Below are 19,028 nucleotides of genomic sequence, written 5' to 3' on the forward strand. Positions count from 1 at the left end.
TTAGATCATCATATTGTAGTGAAGGTAATTCATAATCCACACAGAACCGATTAAAAGTACAGCGATACATAGGATTGTGTAGATAAATGCAATCATATTCCAACGTTGTTCAGATGATGTATTCATGTGTAAGAAGTACACAAGTTGTACAAGAACCTGAGCAACGGCAGTGATTGCAATCACTGTAACCAAAAGACCGCGGCTGAAACCACCCGCCATCACCATCCCGAATGGGATGATGGTAAGGATGACAGAAAGAATAAAGCCAACAGTGTATTGCTTAAAGTTACCGTGTGACGCACCAGCAGCATTATGCTCATGACTACTCATTAGAGAACTCCCAGTAAATAAACGACGCTGAATACACAGATCCAAACGATGTCAAGGAAGTGCCAGAACAAGCTTAAGCAAGCAAGACGACGTGTATTCGGTAAAGTCAAACCTTTAGTTTTGATTTGATACATCAGTACCAACATCCACACTAAACCAGAAGTTACGTGGATACCGTGCGTACCTACCAAAGTAAAGAACGATGATAAGAAAGCACTGTGTGTTGGACCATGACCTTCTTCTACAAGGTGATGGAATTCATAGAGTTCCATCCCGATGAAGGTTGCACCAAAAAGGAATGTAATAAATAACCAAGTGATCACTTGATTTACATTCTTTTTATAAGATGCAAGTACCGCAAAACCGAAAGTCACCGATGAAATCAATAAGGCAAATGTTTCAGTTAACACGTAGCCTAATGATTCATGGAACAGGTCATATGCACTTGGAGTTCCTGGTGGAACATGACTGCTTAATACAGCGAACGCAATGAAGAGTGATCCGAAAAGAATCAAGTCACTCATCAAGTATGTCCAGAAACCAAAGACCGTTAAGTCAGTATCATCATGTTCATGATGACCATCATGGCCGTGGTTGTCGTGATGAAGTACTTCAGCCATTTCCTTAGTCCTTCTTCAAGTGTTTTTCAAGTAAAGCATAGCGTTCGTTTTCAATACGCTCAACTTCTGCAGCTGGAACATAGTAATCAACATTCTTAGTGAATGAGCTTACGATCAAGCTAACAACAGCTGCAACGAATGAAACAACAACGAGCCACCAAATATGCCAGATGAGTGCAAAGCCAAGAAGAGTAATGAACATTGCAATGACAAAACCAGCAGCACGATCAGTCGGCATGTGGATGTCTTCATATTTAGTATTACGTGCGTATGCTACACCGTTCTCTTTGTCAGTCCAGAAACGGTCAATACCGCTTGCATCTGGTTCATGAGCAAAGTTATAGAATGGAGCAGGGGAAGAAGTAGCCCATTCAAGTGTACGAGCATCCCATGGATCGCCTGTGTAGTCCATGTTTTGGTGACGTTGTAAGAAACCAACGATGATTTGCATTAAGAAACATGCAATACCAATCGCAACAAGAACAGCACCGAATAATGCAATCGCAAGGTATGGGTCCCATTCAGGGTTGTCATATGTATTCAAACGACGAGTCATACCCATGAAACCAAGGATATAAAGTGGCATGAATGCAAAATAGAAACCGAAGAACCAGAACCAGAATGCAGCTTTACCCCATGCTTCATTGAGCTTCCAACCAAACATTTTTGGCCAGTAGTAAATGATGCCGGCAAACATACCAAACACCACACCACCGATAATTACGTTATGGAAGTGAGCGATCAAGAATAATGAGTTGTGTACAAGGAAGTCCGCAGGTGGAACAGCCATAAGTACACCAGTTAAACCACCGATACCGAATGTTACAAGGAAGCCAAGCGTCCATAACATTGGAGTAGTAAAGGTGATGCGACCTTTATACATGGTGAATAACCAAGAGAAGATTTTCACACCAGTAGGAATCGCAATAACCATGGTCATGATACCGAAGAACGCGTTAACGTTCGCACCAGCACCCATGGTGAAGAAGTGGTGAAGCCATACAACAAATGCTAATACAGTAATTGCAATTGTTGCATATACCATAGACTTGTAACCGAACAACGCTTTACGAGAGAAGGTTGCAACGATTTCTGAGTATAAACCAAATGCTGGTAATACCAAGATATATACTTCAGGGTGACCCCATGTCCAGATCAAGTTCACATAAAGCATTGGGCTACCGCCAAGCTCATTTGTGAAGAAATGGAAACCGAAGTAACGGTCTAATGTAAGCATCGCAAGAGTACCTGTTAATACAGGGAAAGATGCAATGATTAATACAGCCGTACAAAGTGAAGTCCACGTGAAAATAGGCATATCCATCAATTTCATGCCAGGCGCACGCATTTTGATGATGGTAACGAAGAAGTTAACACCAGATAAAAGCGTACCTAGACCAGAAACCTGAAGTGCCCAGATATAGTAGTCAACACCTACACCAGGAGAATATTGAATACCAGACAGAGGAGGGTAAGCCATCCAACCAGTCGCAGCAAATTCACCTAATACAAGTGAAAGCATCATTAAACCAGCAGCACCAGCGAATAACCAGAAGCTTAAAGAGTTTAATAATGGGAAAGCAACGTCACGAGCACCGATCTGTAAAGGTACAGAGATGTTCATCATACCTACAACTAGGCCCATTGCTACGAAGAAGATCATGATTACACCGTGTGCGGTGAAGATCTGGTCGTAATGGTCAGGATGTAAATAACCTTCACCACCGCCTTTAGCGAGGAAAAGTTGTAAACGCATCATAATCGCATCGGCGAAACCACGCAAAAGCATGACGACAGATACGATGATATACATGATACCAATCTTTTTATGGTCTACAGTTGTAAACCATTCTTTCCACAAATATCCCCATTTTTTGAAATAGGTGATACCGCCAAGCACAGCAATTGCACCAAGTGCCATAAAGACCATGGTGACAAGTACGATTGGCTCTGTCGGGATAGAGTCCCAACCCAATTTACCAAAAATCATATCCATGTCTTATTCCCCTTGAGCAGCGTGTTCAGCTGCAACATGAGTTTCTGCTGTTGTATGTGCAGCAGAGTGGTCAGCACCATGATAGTTACTCATATAGTGGTTGATAATTGTTTCAAACAATTTTGGTTCAACTGAAGAGTAATAAGTCACAGGGTGTGGCTTAGTCGGGAACGGTTTCATCGCTTCTGCTTTAGCAAGCGCTTCTTGGTCACCAGCAGCTTTAGCACGATTTACTAAATGCTCGATTTGGTGCTTAGAACGATCGCCATCACGTAAGGTTGCCAATTCAGCTTGGTCAAGCGTAGTTTTTTGAACTGCTTCTGGGTTAATGGTTGTACCATTACCTGCTTTAACAGCCGCTACCCATTCGTTGAATTGTTGCTCTGTAACGCTATGCGCTTTGAAACGCATTTGAGAGAAACCATAGCCTGAGTAGTTAGAAGAGAAACCACGATATACACCAGTTTCATTTGCTAACAAATGAAGGTGAGTTTGCATACCTGCCATTGCATAAATCTGACCGCCTAACTGTGGAATGAAGAATGAGTTCATCGTGAAGTTAGAAGTGATTTTGAAACTTAACGGAGTTTTCTCTGGGAAACGTACTTCGTTAACAGTCGCAATGTTTTGTTCAGGATAAATAAAAATCCACTTGAACTGTTCAGCAATAACCTGAATAGTTAAAGGTGCTTTATCTGATTCTAAAGGACGGTATGGGTCATACTTGTGGGAACCCCACCAAGTTAACCAAGCTAAAATACCAATAATAATGACAGGAATACCCCATACTACAACTTCAATTGCAGTTGAGTGTGCCCATGTAGGTTTATAGTCTGCATCTTTATTTGACGCACGATATTTCCAACCAAACCATAATGCCATGATGATTGAAGGAATCACCACAAGTAACATTAAATAGATCGCAGTCATCATAAGGTCACTTTGACCTTGACCAACTGGACCTTTAGAGTTTAGAAGTACCATATCACCACCACACCCAGTCAAAAGTGCGGCAAGCGTTGATAAAGACAATACAGCTAAAATCGTTTGTCTCATTTTACAACCTCGGTGAAGAGTCCCATTCCCTAATTAAATATGGGATAGCGATTAAAGTGTCGCATGATTGAGAACGCTAGTCTTAAAAATTAGACTTCTCAATGATGTGACACCGCTACGTTGTAGGGCATTATGCCTCATATCGACAAACTAAGCTACACATAAAGTCGTCTGAAATAATTGTTTTAAAACCCGATTTTTTTTGTAGGGTATCTAATTTCAACAGAGCTTTTATTTAAATATCAACTCTCTATGGAAAAAAAGGAGGCGAGGTGCCTCCTTTTTTTTAGACATTAAATGAATGAGTCATTTACTATCATTTGATCACTTTTGTTCTTGCAATTTTGTCATGTAGAGCTTGTCGCTTTTGTCCTAATGCAAAAGCATAGTCAATAATTGTACTAATAGGCATAAATAGTAAGTTTAATATAATGAAAACGACACTTCTTAGAAGGAAGATACGCGTTAAATTAACTTTACCATTGGTTTCGGCATCGACAATTCTAATTCCGACAATTTTTTTACCAATACTTTGCCCAAACTTGGTCAATAAAAATGCTTGAATAGCGAGCATTATCACGACATAAAGTAGCATTGTGTGCCAAGCTTCTATAGGAATAAGGGTAAAAAGCTGCTGTTGAAGTTCAGCTGCTTTAGTTGATGCAACTTCTGCAGATTGCATCTGTTTTTGTAACTCAAAAAGTTGTTTATATTGAGCTTCATTAAAGAAAAAAGACGGAATAGCTGCAATAGGTAGCCAAAGTAATAAGTCAATAATTTTTGCAAGAGCACGAGACGAAATTGAAGCAAGCTCGTGTGTTTTAGTTTCTACACGAATGTGCTGAATGGTCTCATTATAAGGCGTATTTGTATTTGCTGAAAAAGCAGAATAACCAGTAGGTTGATATACAAGTTTACCTTGGGTTAATTCTCCTAAAGCTTTCCATTCTGTCATGCCTTCATGCCAAGCTAAATCAGTAAGCAAAACTTGTTGACTTGCCAACATTTGATTTAGTTGTTCTAAGGTATAAGGCCCAGCTTGTTGATTATTACGTGCCAAGTAAATTTGCATAAGTAAAAATTCTCTATTCTAAAGATGAAAAAAGACCCACGGATGGGTCTTTTTTTATAACAAATTAGATTTGCTTGATTTTTTCTTCAGCAAGGAAGAACCATGTGTCTAAAACCGAGTCAGGGTTAAGAGATACTGATTCGATGCCTTGCTCCATTAACCATTTTGCAAGGTCAGGGTGGTCTGATGGTCCTTGACCACAGATACCGACATATTTACCAGCTTTACGACAAGCATGAATTGCCATTGAAAGGAGAGCTTTTACAGCAGCATCACGCTCATCGAACAAGTGAGAAACAATACCAGAGTCACGGTCAAGACCAAGTGTTAACTGAGTTAAGTCGTTAGAACCGATAGAGAAGCCATCGAAGTGTTCAAGGAATTGTTCAGCTAACAATGCATTAGTTGGTAATTCACACATCATGATGACTTTTAAGCCATTCTCACCACGCTTCAAGCCATTTTGAGCTAATAACTCAATAACGCGTTTCGCTTCAGACACTGTACGTACGAATGGGATCATGATTTGGATGTTAGTTAAACCCATTTCATCACGAACTTTTTTAAGTGCGCGACATTCAAGTTCGAAACAGTCACGGAAATTGTCCGAAACATAACGGCTTGCGCCACGGAAGCCAAGCATTGGGTTTTCTTCTTCTGGCTCGTATAACTTACCGCCAATAAGATTCGCATATTCATTTGACTTAAAGTCAGACATACGAACAATAACTGGTTTATCAGCAAATGCTGCTGCAAGTGTAGCAATACCTTCAACTAGTTTTTCAACATAGAATTCTACAGGTGATGCATAACCAGCTGTACGGGTCATTACCGCTGCACGAGTTTCGCGAGGCAAACTTTCAATGTTCAGAAGAGCTTTAGGGTGAACACCGATCATACGGTTAATAATGAACTCTAGACGAGCAAGTCCAATACCTTCGTTTGGAATTTGAGCAAAGTCAAAGGCACGGTCAGGGTTACCTACGTTCATCATGATTTTGAATGAAAGTTTAGGCATAGATTCGATAGAGTTACGTTGAACTTCAAAATCTAACGCGCCTTCGTAGATGAAACCAGTGTCGCCTTCAGCACAAGAAACAGTAACTTCTTGACCATCAGTCAATACTTCAGTTGCGTTACCACAACCTACGATTGCTGGTACGCCAAGTTCACGGGCAATAATTGCAGCGTGACAAGTACGGCCACCACGGTTAGTAATGATGGCAGCAGCACGTTTCATTACTGGTTCCCAATCTGGGTCAGTCATGTCTGATACAAGTACGTCACCGTCTTGTACTTTGTCCATTTCTTTAATTGAGTTAACAATACGGACTTTACCAGAACCAATACGTTGACCGATTGAACGGCCTTCACAAAGTACAGTACCTTTTTGCTTGAGTAGGTAGCGTTCCATTGTGCCGACATTTTGACGGCTCTTTACAGTTTCAGGACGAGCTTGAACAATATAGATTTGACCATCGTCACCATCTTTTGCCCACTCGATATCCATTGGAGCACCATAGTGCTTTTCGATAATAAGCGCTTGTTTCGCTAACTCTTGTAACTCGTGGTCATTTAACGCGAATTGTTGACGTTCTTGTTTTTCAACGTCTACAACTACAACAGATTTACCCGCTGAACCTTCTTCACCATAAATCATTTTCTGGTGCTTAGAACCAAGGTTACGGCGTAATACCGCGTGTTTACCTGCATTTAATAATGGTTTAGAAAGATAGAATTCATCCGGGTTAACGGCACCTTGTACAACCATTTCACCTAAACCGTAAGATGCAGTAATAAATACAACATCACGGAAGCCAGACTCAGTATCAAGGGTAAACATTACGCCTGCAGCGCCAGTTTCAGAGCGAACCATACGTTGAACACCAGCAGAAAGCGCAACTAGACTGTGTTCAAAACCTTGGTGAACGCGATATGCAATAGCACGGTCATTAAATAATGATGCAAATACTTCTTTTACAGCAATTAATACGTTATCAATACCGCGAATATTCAAGAAAGTTTCTTGCTGACCGGCGAACGATGCATCCGGTAAGTCTTCTGCAGTAGCAGACGAACGAACAGCAACAGCAATATCTGGGTTACCATTTGAAAGTGCAGCAAATGCTTCACGAATTTCTTGTTCTAAGCCAGGTGTAAGTGGAGTCTCTACAATCCATTGACGAATTTTAGCGCCAGTTTCTGCTAAGGCATTTACATCGTCAACGTTAAGCTCTGCAAGTTCTGCTTGAATTCGAGCGTTAAGACCGCTTTGGTCTAAGAACTCACGATAGGCATCAGCAGTTGTTGCAAAACCACCAGGTACCGATACACCAGCATTTGATAAATGGCTGATCATTTCACCCAAAGATGAGTTTTTCCCACCTACGAGTTCGACATCGTGTTTCCCTAATTTTTCTAGACCGATTACGCGCGCTTCCAAAGTTTTCACTCCACTTTTGCAGTATTAATGTCTATCTTGGCATGAAATTAAAAAATAAAGTGCTTAGTTGAGAATTTTACTAAGCGACAGTCATGTAAGATCAGTTTACTATAAAGATTATATAGCACTAAGACAAATGTTTAAGGAGAATTTTAATGTCAGAAAGTAAACAATTTAAGCGGAGTGTTTTTTTTATTTCTGATGGAACTGCGATTACTGCCGAGACCCTTGGACATTCGTTATTAGCCCAATTTCCTAACGTAGATTTTGATATTCACATCATGCCTTATATTACCACTGAAGAGGCCGCAATGGCAGTGGTGGTCGAGATTAACAAGTGTCAGACCAGAGATGGTTGCCTGCCATTAGTATTTGATACTTTGGTCGATCCGCATGTGCGAGAAATTATTAATACGGCTAAAGCGGTTAATCTGGATGTGTTTGAAGGGTTAATTAGTAAGCTGGAACAGGAGCTTGGAACCCCGCCTACAACTTTAGTAGGACAGACTCATGCCGTGACCGATTCGGAGTATTACAAAGCCCGGATTGATGCTGTTCATTTTGCGCTTGATAATGATGATGGAGCACGTACCCGCCATTATGACAAAGCTGATTTAATTTTAATTGGGGTGTCTCGTTCCGGTAAAACACCGACTTCTATTTATCTATCTTTGCAATTTGGTATCCGTGTTGCTAACTATCCTTTAACCGAAGAAGATTTAGATGATAATCGTTTACCGGCAGTTTTAAGAGAGCACCGCAGTAAATTATTTGGTTTGATGATTGATGCAGAGCGCTTGGTTGCCATTCGAAGTGAACGTAAAGCGAATAGCCGATATGCAAGTTTTAGCCAGTGTCAGATGGAGTTGCGAGCTATTGAAGGTATTTATATTTCTGAGGGAATTAAATACTTAAATGTTACCGAAATGTCGATTGAAGAAATTTCTACTCGTATTTTACAAATGACAGGTTTAAAACGTCGTATTGGTTAATTAAGTCAATTATTTATTTTAACCATTCAATTTAAAATTTATTAATATTATTAAATTGAATGGTTTTAAATATAAAACAAATTAAAAATAAAAGTTTTAAATATAAAACCATTTATATAAAAATGTTTTTGATTGGTTAATGTTAGGTGTGTTTTGTGCAAATTAAATATATTCAAAAAGAATAATTTTGAAAAGAAATGTATATAAAAGAATAATCTATATTTTTGTAAATGTTTGTTTTTAGGTGGCTTTTAAAAAAACAAATACTTTTTTTCTCCATATTTATTATTTGTGATTAAAGTTGCTAGTTATTTGATTATTGTGATGTATGTCACATTTTTAACTATACTTTCCCATCTCGATATGGGACTATTCGATTCTCAAAATGCTAAAGAAATGTGTTTTTTCATTGGTCTATCTCTTGCCAATTCATTTATACGCTGCTCAGGTTGATGTATTGCGTGAGCAAGCTATTCAAAATTATAGAGCAGGACAAACTCAACAAGCTGTATCTCAACTAGATCAATTGCTAAATAAATACCCGCATGATCAAAAGCTGCTTGCTGATTATCTGTTTATTATGTCAAGTGAAAAAAGGGATCTTACAAATTTTTCACGGTTTTTGGTAAATATTAATTATGCAGACTTTCCAGAATATGCAAAGTTACCTTTAATTCAAAATTTCCGTGATTTTAAGCATTTTAAAACTGCAATTGACTGGTCAAAAAAGTTCAATATTCAAAAGTCAGTTGATGGGCGTATTTTATTATCGGTTTTGTATGCTGAAGCTCAAGATGTGGCGAATGCTAAAGATCAGTTGTCGAAGATCGATATTAAAGGTTTAACTGCTGATCAGTTGGTACGGGTTGCATATGCTTATCGTTTAATAAATTTACCAGTAGATGCTTTAGCTACAGTTGAGCATGCTTATCAACAACAACCAAAATCCTCATCCGTTTTACAAGAATATGTTTACGATCTAATTGCTATTGGCTCATATAAAAAGGCGCAGCAATTACTGCAAGCGAGCGAAAAAACTGAACAAACAGTGCAAATGTTAAAGACTTTACAAGTTAGTGAGTTTTCTCAACATATCAACAATGCAATTGCTCGATATAAATATTTAAATCGCGAAGGTCTATCCGATGCTGAAAGCTTTGCTGAATTAGATAAAGTGCTGGAGCAAGGACAAAAAATGCATCAGCAAATGAATCCTTCCGATCCTAATTACTTACGGTTTTATTACGATTATTTATATGGATTAGATTTTAGAGGGCGTTCAAAAGCAGTTATAGAGAGTTTCACCCAGTTGAATATTCCACTCGAAAAATTACCGGCATATGTACGTCATGCAATTGCGGATAGTTATTTGGCGGAGCAAAAACCGAAACAGGCCGAGTTTGCTTATAAAACGCTTTTAAGTGAAAAGAATTATCCGGATATGACCGTTTATACGGGACTGTATTATTCTTATATTGAACAAGAAAAATATAAGGAAGCTGAACAACTTCTCGCTGAAGTTGATCAGCTTATTCCGACTTATAAATATAGTCAGGCTAAGGGTGTAGATAAAACCAGTCATCCTGATCGTGATGATTATATTGCTTTACAAGGAATGCATTTAGCCTACGCTAATCATCTGGATCAAGCTGAAAAGCATTTTCAAAAAAAAGTAGAGCAGGCGCCTGCGAATGAGAGCCTGATTAATAATCTTGCGCGTGTAGAACGTTGGAGAGAAAAACCGCTAGAGGCAAAAAAAACAATTTCTCGGTTAAATGGTATAGATCCGATTGCTAAAGACACCCGCATTAATGAAATGCAAAATGCTCAAGCTTTGGGTGATATTCCGACATGGCGAAAAACCACACAAAACTTAGTGCAATATTACCCTGATGATAGTGGGGTCATTAAAAGTCGAAAAGAATTAGAAGATCGTAATAAAGCCACAATTTCACACTCAACTACTTGGGGCCAAAGTAAAGCCGACAGTCACGATACTGTAAGTGGGCAGAATGGTTTAAAAGACCGTGAAATGGAAACGCGTCTTAATAGCCCTTGGATTAAGGATAATTATCGTTTATTCGCTTGGCATCAAGATCGTTATGGTGAGTACCGTTTTGGCGATGTCCATGACCAGCGTTATGGGGTCGGAGCAGAATGGCAGGCGAACCGTAAGGCATTGGCGGCAATTGTGTCGCAAAGTACGGATGGTGGACAAGCAGGAGTCCGTCTTGATTGGTCCCAATGGCTAAATGACCATTGGCAGTATCAATTGCAATATAACAGTCAGGCTGACATTCCTTTACAAGCCCTTGATGCAGGGGAAGATGGTCAATCTTACCGAGCTGCTGTCACATGGCAAAAAGATGAATCTCGCCAGATTGGCGCGAGTTACGGTTTAACTGATATTAGTGATGGTAACAAACAACAAGAATTTTCAACATTTTGGCGTGAAAGACTATTCGACGCACCTCATCATATTACTTATGGCACTGTTCGAGGTTTCTACGGTACTAACAGCCAAGATCAAACAGCTTATTTTAGTCCAAGTTCACATTACAGCGCTGAGTTGAACTTAAGTCATGACTGGGTGACTTGGCGTGAATATGAGCGTTCATTTAAGCAGCATTTTGAAGCGGGTGTAGGCCTTTATAAACAGGCCGATTACTCTGCTAAACCTACTTACTCTTTGCAATATCAACATCAATGGCAGCTATCACGGACATGGCAGCTCAATTATGGAATCGGTTGGCAATACCATCCTTACGATGGACATGATGAACAACATACCTACGGTATTTTTGGATTTGAAGGGCGTTTTTAATGAATAATTTATTGTCGAAAATGTTGGGCTGTGCCTTGGTCTCAACATTGTTGCCGCTGCAATTTGCATATGCCCAGATAGAAAAAGATTTACCAAAAAATCATACGGTTTCTTTAACCTTTCATGATGTGAGAGATGATGTCTTAAAAGAAGGGGATCGGGATATTTATGCAATCCAAACGAAAAATTTAGCACAGTTCTTTGACTGGTTAAGTCAATCTGACTGGAAACCAATTCGCTTAAAAGATATTGAAGAAGCGCGTAAACAAGGTAAGGAATTACCTCATAATTCTATTCTATTAACTTTCGATGATGGCGCTTTAAGTAGTTATAGCCGTGTATTTCCATTACTTAAGCAATATCAGATTCCGGCAGTATTTGCACTTCCGACCAGTTGGCTAAATGGGAATACACAAGCTGGCTATGAAGCTTATGGACAAGGAAATCTAGTCAATTGGAAGCAAGTGCGAGAAATGCAAGCTTCGGGCTTAGCAGAGTTTGCAAGTCATAGTGATGATTTGCATCATGGAGTATTGGCTAATCCTCAAGGGAATGAACAGCCTGCTGCGACTTCTTACACGTATTTAAAATCCCAAAAGCGTTATGAAACGGATGTGGAATATCAACAACGTATTTTGCAGGACTTAAAAAAATCATACGCCGTTTTAAAGAAGGAAGTGGGTGTTGAACCTAAAGCAATTATTTGGCCTTATGGTGCTGTGAATGAGCAATTAGAAAAATTGTCTCAAGAAGCCGGCTTTATTTTTTCTTTCAGTTTAGGGCGTGATGGAATGAATAGAGTGAGTGACTCGACTTTTAAACGTAGTTTAGTCACTAATAATCCTACAGCTGAGCAGTTAACAGAGGGTATGATCAATATTCTCAACTTTGAAGAATTAGATTTATTTAAGCAACCTCGCCACTTTGTGAGTATGGACTTAAAACAGTTAGCTGCTTCAACTAATACTCAGTCAGATGAGAAACTAGGATCATTGTTATCCAAGCTTTATAGCTTAAAAAATAACACATTGATATTGAAACCTTTAGATGATCAAGATGGCGATGGGCAGTATGACATTGCTTATTTCCCAACAACTCAACTAAGCGTCCAGCAAGATATTTTGAACCGAACTTTATGGCAGGCACAAACTCGTGCCGGACAGTCGGTTATTTTAGAGTTGCCTGTATATCCTCAAAAAAATAAACCGTCTTTGGCGGCAGATTTAGCGAAGGATATCGCACGTTTCAATAGTAATTTAAGTGGTATTCAACTTAATGCTGGAACTACTTTAAATTGTGCTATGCAAAGCACAACAATAAAAGAAAATGCCTGTGCTGACCAATTAAAACAGCTTACATATGTGAGCCAGCTTACTCAAAAGGCTGTGAAGCCTTATTTAAACATGAGTAATCAGGCTCAGTTTAGTTTAATGCTTACACCTGATTTTGAACATATCGAAAATTTACCAACGCTTTTAAAAACGCTGTTATCCCAACATGATTTAGTAAATCTTAAGTTCAATATAGTGGGTAAGCAAAAACAGTTTAATCACGTATTAGCAATTTTAAATACGCTTGATGCGAAATATAAACAGCGCATTATGCTGACTTTATCATTACCCGAAAATAGTCAGCAAAATGCCTGGCAAGAAGTGAAACAAGGTCTTTTCAATATTCAGCGCATAGGTATTCAGAAATTTGGTATTGATGGCTATACCAATGAAAACTCAAAAAATGTTCATGAATATTTATATAACCCGATTAGCTTGAATTCGAGTTCGGTCATATATCAACCCTTTGCAGGTCTCGCGACTGAGGGGAAAAAGTAATGAAAGTATTACTCGATATCTTATTTGCTTTTGCCTTTTTATATCCGTTGCTGATGGCTTGGACATGGATGGTAGGAGGTCTCTGGTTTTTCTTTAAAAGGGAATATCATGAGCAGCAACTGCCTGAGCCATCAAGTGAAGGGTGCAGTATTATTATTCCTTGCTTTAATGAAGAAGCTCAGGTCCGACAAACGATTCGTTATGCATTACAAACAAAATATCCGAATTTTGAAGTCATTGCCGTAAATGACGGAAGTAGTGACAGCACTGCCGAAATTCTTGATGAACTGGCAGCTCAAGATGCCCGATTAAGAGTTGTGCACCTGGCAGAAAACCAGGGTAAGGCAGTGGCTTTAAGATCGGGAGTGTTAGTAAGTAAATACGAATATCTAGTGTGTATTGACGGAGATGCTTTATTACATCCTCATGCAGTACTTTGGCTTATGCAGCCTTTTTTAAATTTTCCAAGAATTGGTGCTGTAACTGGGAATCCTAGAATTTTAAATCGCTCAAGTATTTTAGGTAAATTACAAGTTGGCGAGTTCTCTTCAATTATTGGCTTGATTAAGCGCGCACAAAGAACATATGGCCGTATTTTTACAGTATCAGGTGTAATTGCAGCATTTAGAAAGACTGCTTTGGTTCGCGTGGGCTTTTGGTCTGATGACAAAATTACGGAAGATATTGATATCTCTTGGAAGCTCCAAATGGACCATTGGGACATTCAATATATTCCTCAAGCACTTTGTTATATCTATATGCCGGAAACCTTTAAAGGCCTTTGGAAACAGCGTTTACGCTGGGCACAAGGTGGGGTAGAGGTATTATTAGAATATATTCCGAAAATGTTCAAACTCCGCTTGCGCCGTATGTGGCCGGTAATGCTCGAAGCTTTAGTCAGCATTATTTGGTCATATGTGATGATTATGATTTTTATTCTATTTTTTGTGGGATTGTTTGTGGATTTACCGCAACAATTTCAAATTAATTCACTCATGCCGCAGTGGTATGGCGTGATATTAGGTGGAACATGTCTTGTCCAATTTCTAGTAAGTTTATGGATAGACCATCGTTATGATCGTGGTCGGCTTTTTAGAAATTATTTTTGGGTAATTTGGTATCCATTATTTTTCTGGTTACTGACGTTATTTACCAGTGTTGTTGCAGTACCCAAAACAATATTTAACACCAAAAAACGTGCTCGTTGGGTAAGCCCTGATCGAGGCTTCCGTGGAGATCACTCATGAAAAATGATGCAAATATCGACGTAGAAGTTTTAGATATACCTGAATATATTGATCAGCCTGAATATGTGAAAAATAAAACTGCAAACTATACCTTACAAACAATAGGTTGGTTTTGTTTAATGTGGCTGCTTTTTCCACTCGTTTCATTATTTTTATGGATTTTTGAAGGGCACCTCATCTATGACTATGTGTGGGTCGATCATGTTTCAGAAGTGAAAACTTTATTGCACTTACTTCTGCTAATAGGTCTGAGCGCGCTAATTTTAATTTTATGGGCAAGTTATAACTGGCTTAGATTTCATGGGGATGATCGTCGCAGCAAAGCTCCGAATAGCTCTGTTGAGTTGCTGGCCTCACAATTTATGGTCAGTACCGAATCATTATCAGAATTACAAAAGTCTCAGCGCATCATCTTACATTATGATGAGCAGGGGTATTTAACTCGATATGATTTGAAATGAGTGAAAAAAGCATGGTCTATCAACCATGCTTTTTTATTTTTAAGGTGTAGTTCTGATAATGATATCAACGGGTCGTTGAGTGCCATCCATACTATAAATGGCTGTATCGGTAACTTTTACAATCGGCCAAGTTTGTAGTTTGCAATTTGGTCTTTGCAGTGCCGTATAGTAGCTATCCGATTTAAAAAATGTTTTATTTGCCCGTGCGGTATTGGGCGTCAAAAGTCGTTTAAGCCATGTTTCATTTACTTGGGTTTCAAGAAAACGTAGAGCTAAGATGCTTTTAACACGATTGTTAAATAACCTCCGGTTCTTGGCAATAAGTGGATGGGTAATTAATCGATGTATACCGATTTGACTGTGAGGTAAAATAAAGTGAGGCGTAATTTGAAATACCGTTACAAATTTTGCCTGTTGGCAGATTTTTTCTAAATGCGTTACGGTCTCCTGATCCGTTCCAATAATGGCTACATTTAAATGAGAAAAATCAAATTCTTTAAGTTTATTTGATGGCAGAATTTGACCAGTGAAGGCTTCAAAATCCTCAACTGTATTTTGAAAAATAGCTGATTTAGCGACATTATTTTTAAGGTCAATACTCATTTTCCAAAAGTCCTTTTGGTTTTCATTTATGATGATTTTTTATCGTTTTAATATAAATAACCAAGCAAGGAGTCTGGGTAAAGTATTTTCAGATAGGTGGTTATCTCATGCTTGATATAGATTCAAACATGAGATGTTGCATATATATTAATTTCCTGATTTTACTTGCATTAATTGGGTGAAACTATCTAAGCGTTTAGCTGTGTCGTATACATCACAAGTAAAAATAAACTCATCGACTTCATAAGTGTCCAGAAGTTTTTGCAGACCCGAACGTACTGTTTCAACTGAACCGATTTGTGCCATCGTATAGAAGTTTTCAACAGAAAGTTGTTCTGCCGTGTTCCATAATCCCTGCATAGATGTAACTGGTGGCTTAAGTTTGAGGCTTTCCCCACGAATTAATCCTAATACACGTTGATAAGCACTTGTTGCCAAGAACTGTGCCTCTTCATCTGTATCAGCAACGACAACTGGAACACCCATTGAAACGTAAGGTTTATCTAGATATTCAGAAGGCTCGAAATTCTCACGATAAAGTTCAATGGCTTGACCAAGCATACGTGGTGCAAAATGTGATGCAAATGAGTAGGGTAAACCAAGTTTTGCAGCCAACTGGGCACTAAATAAGCTTGAACCTAACAACCAGACAGGTACATGAGTATTTTGTCCAGGTGTCGCAATAATCTTTTGGCCCACTTGAGGTGCTTTGAAATATTGCAAGATTTCTACAACATCTCTTGGGAACTGATCTTCTGTTTCCTGATGCCCACGGCGTAGGGCACGCATGGTGACCTGATCTGTACCTGGAGCGCGACCTAAACCTAACTCAATACGGTCTGGATATAAAGTAGCTAATGTACCGAATTGTTCTGCAACCACTAAGGGAGCATGGTTTGGCAGCATGATTCCGCCTGAACCTAAGCGAATGCGCTGGGTATGAGCCGCGATAAAACCAAGTAAAACAGCTGTTGCCGAACTCGCAATTCCATCCATATTATGATGTTCTGCAAGCCAAAAACGGTCATAACCTAACTTTTCTGCATGTTGGGCAAGCTCTAGTGCATGACGTAATGAAAACTCAATAGTTTTATCATCACGTATAGGGGCAAGCTCCAAAATTGAAAATTTAGTATCTTGAAGTGATCGCATGCGATATTCTCGGAAAACGTTATATCGAAATAATACGATATAAAGAAGCCAATGTATATCGTTTTTTTTCGATATGGCTTTCTTCCTAAACTAAAAAAGCACCACTAGGGTGCTTTTTTAGTTTGATATATAAATTAACGATGTTTGTACCAACCACGGTGTAAACCGTTGTCATGACGGTAGTTACCACCTCTGTAATAACGGCGATCACCATCATAATATCTACGGTCATCACGATCATAACGACGGTCATAACGGTCATCATAGTTACGATCTTGGGCAACTTTACGACCTAGAGCAGAACCACCAGCGGCACCAACTGCTGCACCGATATATCCGCCATTTGTACCGCCCATGTTTTTACCAACGGTGTAACCTGCGCCACCGCCTAAAGCACCACCAATAGCCGCTTCTGTACGGTTACGACGGTCACTTGCTGCTGCTGCACCACCAGCACCACCTAAAGCTGCACCAATTGTTGCACCTGATGTACCACCGATACTTTTACCGATTGCTGTTCCTACTACACTACCTAGAGCAGAAGTTGCCGCTACACGGGTACCATTATCTGCATGAGCAACTGTAACCATAGATGTTGTTGCGATTAATGCACTTGCTAACCAAACATTCATTTTCATTGTGGAACTCCATGCTCTTTTCAATAACGAGCAATCTTTATGTCTTGAGCTAAATGTAATTAAAAATTTCGAGAAAATTATGAAGAAGGCACATGCGGATACGATAGTTTTGTGTCTGCTTTGTATTGTTTCTATTAATATATGGATAAACTATGAGCAACTATCTTAGAAACCAAAATTTTTAGTTATAAAAAAACACCCGAAGGTGTTTTTAAGCCGATTTCATCACGGTAATTAGTGACGATGATGACGGTGTTTTTTCTTCCAATACTTAGAAGAATGGTCTGCATCACGGTCTTTAGAAATTTTATTACCTAAAGCAGAACCACCAGCTGCACCTAAAGCAGCACCGATGTAACCACCGTTTGTACCACCCATGCTTTTACCAACAGTATAACCTGCACCGCCACCTAAACCACCGCCAATTGCAGATTCTGTACGGTGACGACGGTCACTTGCAACTGCTGCACCACCAGCACCACCTAAAGCAGCACCAATTGTTGCGCCAGATGTACCGCCCATGCTTTTACCAATTGCAGTACCAGCGATACTACCTAAAGCAGAAGCTGCTGCTACATGAGTTGTGTTGTCAGCATGTGCTACAGTTACCATAGAAGTAGCTAAAACAGCACTACATAATAAAGCATTTAATTTCATCATTTACTCCGTGTCCCAAGTTACAGGACCTTAATATCTTTCGTTACGGCAAATGTAACAAAACACTTCTCTTTAAATGTGGAGAACCTTCATTCGATTATTGGAGTTTAGTGTCTTCTTTGTATGCTTTCTATTAAAATGGAATATTTACTATTCACCTAGAAAAATTAAATACCATTTACATATATTCAGTTTAGCTAGTCATCATTTGAACATAAGAAATCAATTAAAGCACGGGTAGCAGAGGACATGTGTTTATGCTGCGCATATAACAAAGAAAAAGGACGTGTATGACCTGCATATGTAGTAAGTATAGGTTGTAGTTTTCCTTGTTGAATTTTTTCATTAACAATAAAGTCGTAACTTTGACATATACCTAGCCCGCTTTCAGCAAGAGTTACCACACCCACAATATCTTCTTTTACTAAAATTCGATTTGTTGGTATCCATTGAATTTCCTCATTATCATTTTTTAAAAACCATGGGGTTATTTTGCCGCTACTGGGCAATTCAAAGGCAATACATTGATGATGTTTTAATTCTTCCAAATTTTTTGGAATACCCATGCGTTTCAAATAAGCAGGTGAGGCAACAAGTTTTAAAGGAGCTTGCTCTAAAGGTCTAGCAATAAGGGTGCTGTTAGGAAGTTGTCCTTGACGGATGGCTAAATCAAAACCCTCAGCAATTAAGTCAACGTTTCGATTAGAAATACTAATTTCAATTTGAATGTCCGGATATTTCAAAAGAAATTTTTCTAATAAGGGAGGCAGACGATAGTGCCCATAAGTCGTAGGTACACTTAATTTAATTTTTCCAGAAATTTGTAGCTGTTCACCTTGAACCACGCGTTCAGCATGGTCAATTAACTGAAAAGCATGTTGCATTTTTTCATAGTAAAGCTGACCTGCTTCGGTCAGACTTAAATGGCGTGTAGTTCTTCTAAAAAACTGGATACCTAATTTTTTCTCGAGTCTTGTAATTGTTCTACTAATGACTGAAGGCGTTGTAGATAAATCAATTGCAGCTGCACTAATAGAAAGCTTTTCGGCCACAATTAAAAACACTTCAACATCGGCAAGATGGTCAAATTGGCGAGACATTTTGTCCT

16 protein-coding genes are annotated in these 19,028 nt (G+C 39.0%); 5 read left to right on the forward strand and 11 right to left on the reverse strand.

The features are described 5' to 3' along the window. The 6 genes from MKL36_RS14540 to ppsA all read right to left on the reverse strand — a co-directional run bounded on the left by MKL36_RS14540 (window position 1) and on the right by ppsA (window position 7,526). Window positions 1-330: a cytochrome o ubiquinol oxidase subunit IV gene (locus MKL36_RS14540; RefSeq protein ID WP_000094534.1), complete on the reverse strand. Its 330-nt coding sequence runs from the start codon at window positions 328-330 to the stop codon at window positions 1-3. Further along, a complete protein-coding gene (gene cyoC / locus MKL36_RS14545) occupies window positions 330-950 on the reverse strand; it encodes a cytochrome o ubiquinol oxidase subunit III (RefSeq protein ID WP_000852577.1) in 621 nt (206 codons plus the stop codon). Before cyoC ends, MKL36_RS14540 begins: the two co-directional genes overlap by 1 nt. Window positions 951-954: 4 nt before the next feature. Continuing rightward, on the reverse strand, window positions 955-2,946 hold the full coding sequence (gene cyoB / locus MKL36_RS14550) for a cytochrome o ubiquinol oxidase subunit I (RefSeq protein WP_000367186.1): 1,992 nt from the start codon (window positions 2,944-2,946) through the stop codon (window positions 955-957). Window positions 2,947-2,949: 3 nt separating this feature from the next. Then, on the reverse strand, window positions 2,950-4,002 hold the full coding sequence (gene cyoA / locus MKL36_RS14555) for a ubiquinol oxidase subunit II (RefSeq protein ID WP_001250044.1): 1,053 nt from the start codon (window positions 4,000-4,002) through the stop codon (window positions 2,950-2,952). A gap of 316 nt (window positions 4,003-4,318) precedes the next feature. Continuing rightward, on the reverse strand, window positions 4,319-5,074 hold the full coding sequence (locus MKL36_RS14560) for an RDD family protein (RefSeq protein ID WP_001167811.1): 756 nt from the start codon (window positions 5,072-5,074) through the stop codon (window positions 4,319-4,321). A gap of 64 nt (window positions 5,075-5,138) precedes the next feature. After that, on the reverse strand, window positions 5,139-7,526 hold the full coding sequence (gene ppsA, locus MKL36_RS14565; protein WP_000853480.1) for a phosphoenolpyruvate synthase: 2,388 nt from the start codon (window positions 7,524-7,526) through the stop codon (window positions 5,139-5,141). 146 nt (window positions 7,527-7,672) lie between these two features. Here ppsA and ppsR point away from each other — a divergent pair, with 146 nt between their 5' ends. The 5 genes from ppsR to pgaD all read left to right on the forward strand — a co-directional run bounded on the left by ppsR (window position 7,673) and on the right by pgaD (window position 14,870). Continuing rightward, complete coding sequence (gene ppsR, locus MKL36_RS14570) at window positions 7,673-8,509, forward strand: posphoenolpyruvate synthetase regulatory kinase/phosphorylase PpsR (RefSeq protein WP_000004354.1); 837 nt, start codon at window positions 7,673-7,675, stop codon at window positions 8,507-8,509. Window positions 8,510-8,894: 385 nt separating this feature from the next. Beyond that, window positions 8,895-11,333 (forward strand): poly-beta-1,6 N-acetyl-D-glucosamine exporter porin PgaA, encoded by a 2,439-nt coding sequence (pgaA, locus tag MKL36_RS14575; protein ID WP_021510407.1) that lies wholly within the window; start codon window positions 8,895-8,897, stop codon window positions 11,331-11,333. Beyond that, window positions 11,333-13,162 (forward strand): poly-beta-1,6-N-acetyl-D-glucosamine N-deacetylase PgaB, encoded by a 1,830-nt coding sequence (gene pgaB / locus MKL36_RS14580; protein ID WP_021510408.1) that lies wholly within the window; start codon window positions 11,333-11,335, stop codon window positions 13,160-13,162. Before pgaA ends, pgaB begins: the two co-directional genes overlap by 1 nt. Beyond that, window positions 13,162-14,409 carry a poly-beta-1,6-N-acetyl-D-glucosamine synthase gene (gene pgaC / locus MKL36_RS14585; RefSeq protein WP_000866237.1) on the forward strand — a complete coding sequence of 416 codons (1,248 nt, stop codon included), beginning with the start codon at window positions 13,162-13,164 and terminating at the stop codon, window positions 14,407-14,409. The genes pgaB and pgaC overlap by 1 nt, the downstream gene beginning before the upstream one ends. After that, window positions 14,406-14,870, forward strand: coding sequence for a poly-beta-1,6-N-acetyl-D-glucosamine biosynthesis protein PgaD (gene pgaD / locus MKL36_RS14590; protein WP_000786639.1), 465 nt, complete (start codon window positions 14,406-14,408; stop codon window positions 14,868-14,870). The genes pgaC and pgaD overlap by 4 nt, the downstream gene beginning before the upstream one ends. Window positions 14,871-14,909: 39 nt before the next feature. Here pgaD and MKL36_RS14595 read toward each other — a convergent pair whose 3' ends face one another. The 5 genes from MKL36_RS14595 to MKL36_RS14615 form a co-directional block, all read right to left on the reverse strand. Beyond that, window positions 14,910-15,473, reverse strand: coding sequence for a hypothetical protein (locus MKL36_RS14595; RefSeq protein WP_000020766.1), 564 nt, complete (start codon window positions 15,471-15,473; stop codon window positions 14,910-14,912). Window positions 15,474-15,620: 147 nt separating this feature from the next. Beyond that, window positions 15,621-16,625, reverse strand: coding sequence for an LLM class flavin-dependent oxidoreductase (locus MKL36_RS14600; RefSeq protein ID WP_001257201.1), 1,005 nt, complete (start codon window positions 16,623-16,625; stop codon window positions 15,621-15,623). Window positions 16,626-16,759: 134 nt separating this feature from the next. Next, window positions 16,760-17,263: a hypothetical protein gene (locus tag MKL36_RS14605; protein WP_000783724.1), complete on the reverse strand. Its 504-nt coding sequence runs from the start codon at window positions 17,261-17,263 to the stop codon at window positions 16,760-16,762. A gap of 234 nt (window positions 17,264-17,497) precedes the next feature. Next, the gene (locus MKL36_RS14610; RefSeq protein ID WP_000772604.1) at window positions 17,498-17,920 is read right to left on the reverse strand and encodes a glycine zipper domain-containing protein; all 423 of its coding nucleotides are present in this window, start codon (window positions 17,918-17,920) and stop codon (window positions 17,498-17,500) included. Between the two features lie 197 nt (window positions 17,921-18,117). Further along, on the reverse strand, window positions 18,118-19,020 hold the full coding sequence (locus MKL36_RS14615; protein ID WP_000089870.1) for a LysR family transcriptional regulator: 903 nt from the start codon (window positions 19,018-19,020) through the stop codon (window positions 18,118-18,120). Window positions 19,021-19,028: the final 8 nt, after the last annotated feature.

It is taken from the genome of Acinetobacter sp. AOR12_HL, from assembly GCF_027855275.1.
GTDB classification, from domain to species: domain Bacteria; phylum Pseudomonadota; class Gammaproteobacteria; order Pseudomonadales; family Moraxellaceae; genus Acinetobacter; species Acinetobacter baumannii.